Source organism: Bdellovibrionales bacterium (assembly GCA_019750295.1).
GTDB lineage: Bacteria > Bdellovibrionota > Bdellovibrionia > Bdellovibrionales > JAGQZY01 > JAIEOS01.
The window spans coordinates 1-8526 of the sequence record JAIEOS010000046.1 but is presented as its reverse complement, the minus strand read 5'-3'; the positions used below and the strand labels follow the sequence as shown (position 1 = coordinate 8526).

At 41.2% G+C, this 8526-nt stretch carries 12 protein-coding genes and 1 tRNA gene; 7 read left to right on the top strand and 6 right to left on the bottom strand.

The window, feature by feature from the left end; translation table 11 throughout:
* Positions 1 to 564: tail fiber domain-containing protein (locus K2Q26_09155; GenBank protein ID MBY0315674.1), on the top strand; the 564-nt coding region annotated here is incomplete at its 5' end.
* Positions 565 to 711: 147 nt separating this feature from the next.
* Here the strand turns inward: K2Q26_09155 and K2Q26_09150 are convergent.
* Positions 712 to 1128 (bottom strand): helix-turn-helix domain-containing protein, encoded by a 417-nt coding sequence (locus K2Q26_09150; protein MBY0315673.1) that lies wholly within the window; start codon positions 1126 to 1128, stop codon positions 712 to 714.
* Positions 1129 to 2072: 944 nt separating this feature from the next.
* On the opposite strand from K2Q26_09150, the gene K2Q26_09145 reads away from it, so the two are divergent.
* Both K2Q26_09145 and K2Q26_09140 read left to right on the top strand, forming a co-directional pair.
* Positions 2073 to 2612: a hypothetical protein gene (locus K2Q26_09145; GenBank protein MBY0315672.1), complete on the top strand. Its 540-nt coding sequence runs from the start codon at positions 2073 to 2075 to the stop codon at positions 2610 to 2612.
* On the top strand, positions 2605 to 3447 hold the full coding sequence (locus K2Q26_09140; GenBank protein ID MBY0315671.1) for a tyrosine-type recombinase/integrase: 843 nt from the start codon (positions 2605 to 2607) through the stop codon (positions 3445 to 3447). The genes K2Q26_09145 and K2Q26_09140 overlap by 8 nt, the downstream gene beginning before the upstream one ends.
* A gap of 79 nt (positions 3448 to 3526) precedes the next feature.
* On the opposite strand, the gene K2Q26_09135 is transcribed toward K2Q26_09140, so the two are convergent.
* Both K2Q26_09135 and K2Q26_09130 read right to left on the bottom strand, forming a co-directional pair.
* Positions 3527 to 3934 carry a hypothetical protein gene (locus K2Q26_09135; protein ID MBY0315670.1) on the bottom strand — a complete coding sequence of 136 codons (408 nt, stop codon included), beginning with the start codon at positions 3932 to 3934 and terminating at the stop codon, positions 3527 to 3529.
* A 72-nt stretch (positions 3935 to 4006) separates the two neighbouring features.
* Positions 4007 to 4282 (bottom strand): helix-turn-helix domain-containing protein, encoded by a 276-nt coding sequence (locus K2Q26_09130; protein ID MBY0315669.1) that lies wholly within the window; start codon positions 4280 to 4282, stop codon positions 4007 to 4009.
* 134 nt (positions 4283 to 4416) lie between these two features.
* Here K2Q26_09130 and K2Q26_09125 point away from each other — a divergent pair, with 134 nt between their 5' ends.
* Positions 4417 to 4674, top strand: coding sequence for a helix-turn-helix domain-containing protein (locus K2Q26_09125; GenBank protein MBY0315668.1), 258 nt, complete (start codon positions 4417 to 4419; stop codon positions 4672 to 4674).
* A gap of 61 nt (positions 4675 to 4735) precedes the next feature.
* Here the strand turns inward: K2Q26_09125 and K2Q26_09120 are convergent, their stop codons facing one another.
* Positions 4736 to 4897: a hypothetical protein gene (locus tag K2Q26_09120; protein MBY0315667.1), complete on the bottom strand. Its 162-nt coding sequence runs from the start codon at positions 4895 to 4897 to the stop codon at positions 4736 to 4738.
* A 292-nt stretch (positions 4898 to 5189) separates the two neighbouring features.
* Here K2Q26_09120 and K2Q26_09115 point away from each other — a divergent pair, with 292 nt between their 5' ends.
* A complete protein-coding gene (locus tag K2Q26_09115) occupies positions 5190 to 5696 on the top strand; it encodes a J domain-containing protein (GenBank protein MBY0315666.1) in 507 nt (168 codons plus the stop codon).
* Positions 5697 to 5776: 80 nt separating this feature from the next.
* Complete coding sequence (locus K2Q26_09110; protein MBY0315665.1) at positions 5777 to 6307, top strand: hypothetical protein; 531 nt, start codon at positions 5777 to 5779, stop codon at positions 6305 to 6307.
* Positions 6308 to 6386: 79 nt separating this feature from the next.
* Here K2Q26_09110 and K2Q26_09105 read toward each other — a convergent pair whose 3' ends face one another.
* Both K2Q26_09105 and K2Q26_09100 read right to left on the bottom strand, forming a co-directional pair.
* Entirely contained in the window at positions 6387 to 7298 is a 912-nt protein-coding gene (locus K2Q26_09105; protein MBY0315664.1) for a nucleotidyl transferase AbiEii/AbiGii toxin family protein, read from the bottom strand.
* The gene (locus tag K2Q26_09100; protein ID MBY0315663.1) at positions 7282 to 8067 is read right to left on the bottom strand and encodes a type IV toxin-antitoxin system AbiEi family antitoxin; all 786 of its coding nucleotides are present in this window, start codon (positions 8065 to 8067) and stop codon (positions 7282 to 7284) included. Before K2Q26_09100 ends, K2Q26_09105 begins: the two co-directional genes overlap by 17 nt.
* Before the next feature lie 322 nt (positions 8068 to 8389).
* Here K2Q26_09100 and K2Q26_09095 point away from each other — a divergent pair.
* Positions 8390 to 8466 (top strand) — tRNA-Pro (locus K2Q26_09095).
* The last annotated feature ends 60 nt before the right edge of the window (positions 8467 to 8526 follow it).

Here is an 8526-nt window from a genome sequence, read left to right as displayed (position 1 = left end):
GGTATAGGAACCACAGGTCCTTCTGAAAAACTGCATGTTGTCGGAAACTTGCGTGTTCAAGGATCAACCGATTGCACACTTGGTAACGGTGCTGGTGCTACAAATTGTACATCGGATATTCGACTAAAAGAAAATATTACACCTATCGATAGCGCGCTGGATAAGATCACTCAGATCACTGGCGTGGAGTTTGATTGGAACGATTTGGCGCTTGTACCTGGAAAGCACTCAATGGGTGTAATTGCTCAGGAAGTTCAGAAAGTTTTTCCGACGGCTGTCGTGGAAAATGCCAGCGGTTATCTAGCCGTTGATTATGCCGTCCTAGTTTCTCCCTTAATCCAAGCGACCAAAGAACTGAATAATAAATGCGATGCTTCGGCAGCTCAAGCCAAGGTGGAAATTGCGAGCTTAAGAACCGAAAATTCTGAGATCAAAGATAAAAGTTTACGTCTTGAAGCCGACAATACGAAAATTAAAGCTCAAAATATTGAAATCAAAAGGGAAAATGCTAAGATCAAAGCATGGCTGTGCAGCAAAGACCGTTCAGCACCATTCTGTAAATAATCTGATTTTTCAGCTATTTGACCCCCCATCCCCTTTATTTAGTCACTCTTTTGATCGCAACATTGAGAACAAAATCTAAGAAATTGGACGGATAATGCTTCGCAATCATTAGATCACTGGGCAGGTGTGCGGGACACGCAATTGGCGTTATAACTTCGTAGAAGTTTCGTAGTTGTTATGAATGTGAGCTTTTGGGCTCAAACCCGGCAGCTTAGTAGTGTCCTTTTTACGAGGTTTATAAGACTTTCTCGTTCTGCTAATTTCCAAGCTGATAATCTCCGACGCCTGTAATCCGATGAGATCAGAAAATCGCGCCGAAACTTCCACACCAAATGCTTCCGCAAAAAAAATCCGAACAGCCAGTTCATTGATCGTCATCAAGCGCTCGTCACTTGCCTTCTCCCAATAATAGACCCCACTTGCCGTCAGCCCGAGGTTGCGCGCGAGTTTTTCGAGGGAAAGCTCTGCCGTTTTACGCAAAAACTGTAACTCCTTTCCGCGAATCGGATTGCGGCTAGCAAGAAAAGCCCGCGCCACCAAGCGCTCCAGAAAAAGTGGCTTCATGTTCACCACCGGCCCCTGCCGAGAACTGCACATGGGGACGCCAAGGAGCCTGACGTACTCCAGGTTTTGAAATCTATCTAAGTCTTGTTTCCAATTTCGTTTCATCAACCCTACCGGTAGGAGGTTTAGTTCACCCCATTAAATTATTCAATAAATTATTTAACGCCCTCTCTGAAAGAATCCGTGCAAATCGGTCATCCTAAATAAGATTCCTGGTAGCTAGACCTTTGACAAGCGCATAAAGCAAGAGTTTGGGAGCTCGACTACTTTTTGCTAAACTAAACTTGTAGAGTTGATTCGGCTACAGTGACGTAAAATATTGTTTTTACTATTAAATTCTCGTTTCGTCTGATTGTCACTCTAAATTCAGTAGTTATCTCGAAGACTTAGGCATGGAGGTTGGAAAAAAGTGACTAAAATCCCGATGATTTCAAGTATGACCACGAATTTTTGGTCGTTTTGGATGACCAAAACAGCGCCTACCCCCTATCAAAACAGCTTCTTTTTGAAGGTTCGGAGATGAATTGGTGACCAAAACGATGCCAACTCTGACATGGTCACTCAAAAAAAATTGAGTTCATAAATGCTCGGCGTGGAAAAAACTTGTCCAGTATGCTCTGTGAAATTCTGTTTCTGTCAGCACTGCTGGCGCGGCCATAAGTATTGCAGCCCCGAATGTAGTCGCGAAGGACGCAAACAGAATCGCAGAGTCACTGAAAAAAGATATGCGGCGACTCCAAAAGGACAAGAAAGCCGGCGCCAGCGGCAAAAAAACTTTCGTAATAGGAAGGCGATAGGGAATATTGTTCTCAGAGTAACTGATCACTCTGCACAGAGAAATCGTCACATCATAAAGCTCTCCACCAAGAGGACGGATAAAGAGTTCTTAAAGCAATGTTGGCATTGCCGAAAGCCTGTCCGCATTATCCTTATTGGAGGTTATTGTGCAATTTCATCAACAGAAGAAGACGATTATTTTTCATTTGTTCGCTTTAGAACCCGTACTCAAGACTTTCCTCTTTGAATCCATAAATTCAAAAAACCTGCGTGCGGCCCCTGATGTCATTCTATCCAACATCTGGGAACTTACACTCGAACAGCAAATTTTAGTTCGTATCGCCCTCGACATATGGAACGGCAAAGGCCAAACTTTTTTATGGGAAATGTTGAACAAACTTAGCATGAGCAATCTATCGCATGTGCTGAAAGTTCTCACGGATTTCCATAAAAACTCCGCCCCACATTTATCAAACTCCAACACACTCGATTCGCGTAAAACGAAATGGAACCGGCAACCGCGACGGCATCTGCAAAATTTGAAAGATGATCCCATTCCACCTCAACTCGCGGCGAAGCGCCCCTACAAAGTCACTCGATTGAAAGAGCGCAAGAGGAAGAAAAAACACGAGGCCTACACCCTAACACCCCAGCAAAAGCTCTGGATATTTGAAGACAATCCTAAAAACGGAGGGAAAAATGCATAAAGTAAAACTTGAACGACAATTGAAAAAATTTGAGAGCTACCTAATGGTGGATCGTGGACTATCGAGTGTAACAGCGAGTGGTTATTGCCGGACGGTCAGCATTTCTTTGCGCCGAATGAAAAAATTCGTGCCCCAATATCCCAACATCAAAGAACACGTCGGATGGATGTATGAAAAGAAATATAGCTACAGTCATATCGTAAATACGTCATTAGGACTTGAACACTACACCCGATTTAAGGGATCAGTCGTTAAACTCGCTCGCCCTAAAAAACCTAAACGTCTGATTAAAGATGTACTGTCGGAGGCTGAGATTTCGCGGATCATACAGTCCACGGTAACTATTAGGCAAAAAGCAATTTTGTGTCTGCTCGCCTATTCGGGACTCAGAAATCAGGAACTGTGTAATCTGCTTGTGAGTGACGTCGATCTAGGTGGAAATCAAGTCACCGTCAGGGATGGTAAAAATCGACAAGATGGAGTCATAAATATAGCGCCCGAATGTACGAGGGTTCTCATCGAGTACCTGCGCGAGTTTCCGAGGGAGAATGACGGGTTCCTTTTCACAACGCTAGTCCGTGGAAATCAGTTAAAAACCGGCGACGTTAGAAAAACTCTGAGGGTTGTAACGGGATACGCAAATATTGGGCGTAGAGTTTACCCACACTTGTTTCGCCATTCCCTAGCGACAAACCTCTTGAACAGAGGCGGTAGCTTGATGATGATTCAACAACAACTCCGCCATCGATTCATTGAATCGACGATGATCTATGTTGAATCTAGGCCAGTTCGAAATCGCTCCGAGTACGATTTTCACAAACCAGCTTATATGTGATGAAGTGTTCTGCATTTCTCAGCTTAAAAGCTTCCAACGGTATGTCACTAAGACAGCCTAAATACCTATTAGGTTTTCATTAATTCTTTTTGGATTTTTTCCTATTAGTTTTAGTGAAAGTGCGTTTTCGTTTTTTCGTGGCTGAGATTGTTGAGCGAGACGGAAGTAGACTACTGGATTGATTCAGGGGGGTAAATGAAAGTGCGTTAGCAAGCGCTCCTTTTAAATTTGTAGATTTCAGACTCTCACTGTGCATTTTCATCGCTCGACCTACGAACTGACCAACCTGGAACTCCATTTCTAACAACTCGTTGACCAACTTAAAAGTCGGTTTTCTGGAACTTCTTAGGATATGCAATGCTAATGTGCTAGCTAAAATGCTTTTCACCAGGCGTTCTTCGATCTGTTCCAGCGACGTTGCTGTTTTTTTTGCCAATGGTTGACCAATTGGAAAAGTCGCTTTTTTCTTAAATTTTGTTTTTTTCATAATTACCACCGTAAATTTAATAAGTATTTGCTAAGCTCAGAAGTTCTGTCATCGTGTTAAGCAGGCGACAACTTAGGACTTTTTTCTTTTCCCGCATATGTTAGCCAGTAAGTATTCCTCTTCCATTTTCATTAGGACTCTAATCAGTTCTTTTTTATCTATGCCTAATATTTCAGCAATCGCTTTGAGGCTCTTTGAAGGAGGAGGGGCTAGCCCCCTTTCCCAATTAGAAACGTACTGAGGCGATGTAAAACCTAGCGCTTTCGATACTTCTATCTGAGCGATACCCAACCCTACTCTCTTCTCGCGTAAGTAGTTCCCAATAACTTTAAAATCACGTTTTGCCATATAATTATGCCTTCAGGAAAAGTTAAGAAGCCGTACCTCGTGTGGCATCTAAACTATCTATATACTATTATTTTAAATGTTACTAATAGTTTCCCCCAGTGTTTAATGAAATTTAATAATTGTCTAATGGAAGGATGAATAAAAGTAAAAACAAACGACTGGATAAAGTTCCTAAAAAATACAGAGAAGCCGTCAAAACCGATCTGGTGCTCATTGCAGAAAAAATTAAAAAGCAACGAAGGGCTAAGGGAATGACTCAGGAACAGTTTTCTGAAATTATTAATGTCGAGCCGACCACTCTACAAGCTATTGAACAGCAAAGAGGACGACCATCGCTAGAATTGCTTTTAACTATCGTTAAAGTTCTGGAGACAAAAATTGTTATTAAATAAATTACGTTAGTTTCATACACTCACGTTTAATTCTTCAAAACTCGTCTAATTTATGAAAACCCTATCCTGGGTTTTCAAAAAAATTGTAAATCCATTTCATCAGAATAATTCCTAGAATCCATGCCCATCGAAACTGGCTGTTAATCTCCATTTTATAAACTCTGAGGCCAACGCGAACCTCGATTTCGGCAATGATTTTTCTGCTATTGTTTTTATTTTCCATAAATCCTCCTCGGTACCCTTGGGCTTCGAGGAGATTTCTGTAAAATAAAACTAATGGCGGATTCAATAATGTCGAAGCCGAACGCAGTTGCCTCTGTGCTCACACCTAAACTCACAAGAGCCCCGCCAACCCTAACGGGATTGTCACGGCTCTTGCCGCCCGGTGTTCGCGCAACTGCGCTCGGCTTTAAAACTCCAAATTTTCCCCCCGCCCAAAAGGGGCGGCGGCGGGGGGAAAATTTTTTTTGTGTGCAGTGGTGCGCGCAAAATTTAACCAAAAAGGAGTAAATGCCATGAATACATACGATGCTTTAAAAGTCTTAGGCGTAACAGAGTCGCCCGTCACCGAGGAGGTTGTTAAAACGGCCTATCATAAGGCGTGTTTTAAATTTCATCCTGACCGCAACCCTGCGGGCGCCGAAATGATGAAACTTGTCAACGAGGCGCGCGAATCCCTTAAAGTGGCGACCTATCCGATAGAATACAAAAATGAGAGCGGTTACGACTACGGCGACGAGATCAACGCCGCTCTAAATAAAGTCATTCATCTAGAAGATGTTAAAATTGAAATTTGCGGCTCATGGGTTTGGGTGTCTGGAAATACAAAAGAGCACTGGCCCATTTTTAAAGAGGCAGGTTTTAAATTCTCTCCGCCTAAAAAAATGGTCTATTTCCGCCCCCAGTATGCAAAAACTCGCCATTTCAAAAAGGACGGGATCTCGATGGATGAGATTCGCGACAAGTACGGATCAGACCGCATTAAAGGAAAGCGGGCCTTTTACCTTCCGGCGCACTCTTAAATAAGCCCTTTCCCTGGTCGGGCGTTTTTAAAAGACGCCCGACTATTTTACTCAACCATTTATTAAACGGGAGATAAATCATGACTGAAGAAAATATCTTTCAACTTGTCAAAAAACTTGAACCGCTTTTTATCGGCTATACAGCTCAAGAAAACCGGCTCAAAAACTCCAACGGCATGGAGCTAATTTTCCGCTTTGGCCGGAACAATAAAACCACCGTAAGCGGCTTAAATGCCAAGCGCTCGCACTCGATAGGATGTTCCTTTGATAAGCCTGTGGAGAAAATTTTTAAAAACATCCGGCGCCGTTTAATACCGGCATATCACGCCGACTTTTTCGATCATAAACGCGAAAAACTAGAAAGAAAGGATGCTGAAGAAGCCAACGCCTTAAAATTGCAAGCCATAGCGTCCATTATCGGTGGCGAAATAGGTCAAAACTACGGCTATCGTTACTCCGGCAATTCAAGTGCTATTCATGCTCAAAATGCCTCTGTCTATGAAACCTACAGCGGCCTTTATGAAATGCACCTAACACTCGATTACATGAACACCATGAAACTTGCAAAGTATCTCAAAGATTCAAATTTTATCGAGGAAAAAGAAAATTAAATTCAAAAAATGATAGAAGAATTGCAGACCAAAAACGTCGGCAGTTCTTCTTCGCAACAATTACTTATAAACTATTTTTTTATAAGCCAAATTTCTCTTTTAATTCAGTCGCATATCTAACCCGCTTTGACTTATCCATTTTCAAAAGATTCTGAAGCTTCCACTGCACGGCGGGCAATACTTTTGCTTCGGGATACTTAAAAAGTTCCCAGTCAGGATTTCCATCGAAAAATTTCAGCAAAAATTCTTTATCGTTATTTGTAAGCATCCGTTGTATTTGTTTATTAAGCCAGTCTCTTGTTTTCTCAAAATCAGAATAATCAAATTTTACCTTAGTCATCCCGATAAATTCAGAATTAAAAAGTTTGCTAACGTCTTTCTTTACAGGAAATATGATTTCAGTAGGCGGCCGTTTATGACTCAACAAGTACACAATGAAACTATCTTTTATAGCTTCAGTTATGCCTTCATTCTCTGAAAGAATTTTGATGTCGAACAAATCCCTTGGATGCTGTCTATCCAAGGCCGCAGCGATCTTGCCGCCATATAAATCAGGGACGGATACAACTTGCATTTCAATGCTAGCCTCATATTCTTTTTCAACTTTCGGCGATAATGTTCTTTTTTCTACGGGAAATAACGTTCCTCTGATAACAGGATTCGCTTCGATTTTTATTTGTATATCTCCCTTGTTCACAAATAATTTTATATCGTGGTTTAATCCGTCTCTTGAGCTGGGAGTAACCCTCGCTCCCGTGCCCTTTTCTATATTAGTTTTAATTCTGTAAAGAGCGTCTTCCATCACCTGCAAGGCTTCATTTCTCGGGTTATTTTGAATGAACGTAATATCAATATCCACGCTCATCCGCGGAAAATCTCTCAAAAATAAATTTATCGCCGTTCCTCCCTTGAGCGCAAAACATTCCTCCTTTGCAACTTCTGGAAGCGTATCAATTAGTAGTTTTACTTGTTCATCAAATTGCGTCTTCATCCGAATCTTCCTTTGGAACCGTAATGTTATATTTTTTGTCCAAAACTCCGCCTCTAAAGATCAACCTTTTTCCTTCACCCAAGTTAATCTTTTCAGGTTGAATTTTTTTGAACCAGATATGATTTATTTTATCCGCGAGGTATAAAAAGAGCCTCTTCACTTTCACTGACTTACATTTTTCCAGCAACTCTTGAACCAAGTCAGGTCTTAATGTGGCTAGGTTTTCTAGCAACTCAATAGCTTCTGTATATGAATATTTTTGAGGTACTTCATCTAAATACTCTAGATAGGCCCTTTCAGCCGCAGACAAGATTATTTTATTCTTTTCAATCACTCTTTCCGTTAACCCTGCCCCATCGTTTTTACGATTGGAAAAATCAAAAAGACATTTTTGTTTATGGTGGATTTTTATATCCCCAGGACAGGCATTTACCCATGATGGCATCCAAAACCCTTTGTCGCAAATGACCAGTATTTCTTTCTTATCGAACAGAAGGTACTGGGCTTTTCCAAGCAACTCTAAAGCGGACTTGCCGCCAACATATAGAGAACCTTTTGGATTATCTTTTTGCAAACACGACAGGGCACTTGTCCAATCGACAGAATCACCATATTTTTTGTACGCCCCTTTCCCAACAGAATCGATCCATTTACTTTTTTTGTACTTCTGTAGGTGTTCTGAACCGTATCCCAACCTTTGAAGCTGTTGAGAGGTTCGTATTTCGCCATCTGGCCAATAAGAAAGAAGTTGGTTTAATTTATTTTTCATAACTATACCTATAGTATAGCTATACTCTACATTTTAAACTAAAACAAGGTCTTAGTTTATATTAATATGTATAACTATACTATAGGTATAGTTATACATATTAATATAAACTATATTTTGAACAGTATCTAACCACTTAAGCATCAAACAAGAAATTGGTCGCACAAGCCGTTTTCTGCGACCCGTGCGACCAACTACCATGAACAGAGGTGCAAATTGGTGATTGCATGTGCAACATCCAGTCACCAGCTACATTTTTAATTTCTAAAATATTCCTTCCAAAATTCTCTCATATGCAATACATTGCTTCTAACAACACGTTCGGTGAGTAGCGCAGCTTGGTAGGGCATCTGCTTTGGGAGCAGAAAGTCGCAGGTTCGAATCCTGTCTCCCCGACCAATTTTTGAATACCGCAGTCGCAGAAAAATTAAAAATCCCAACAATCATAAACACTTGAAA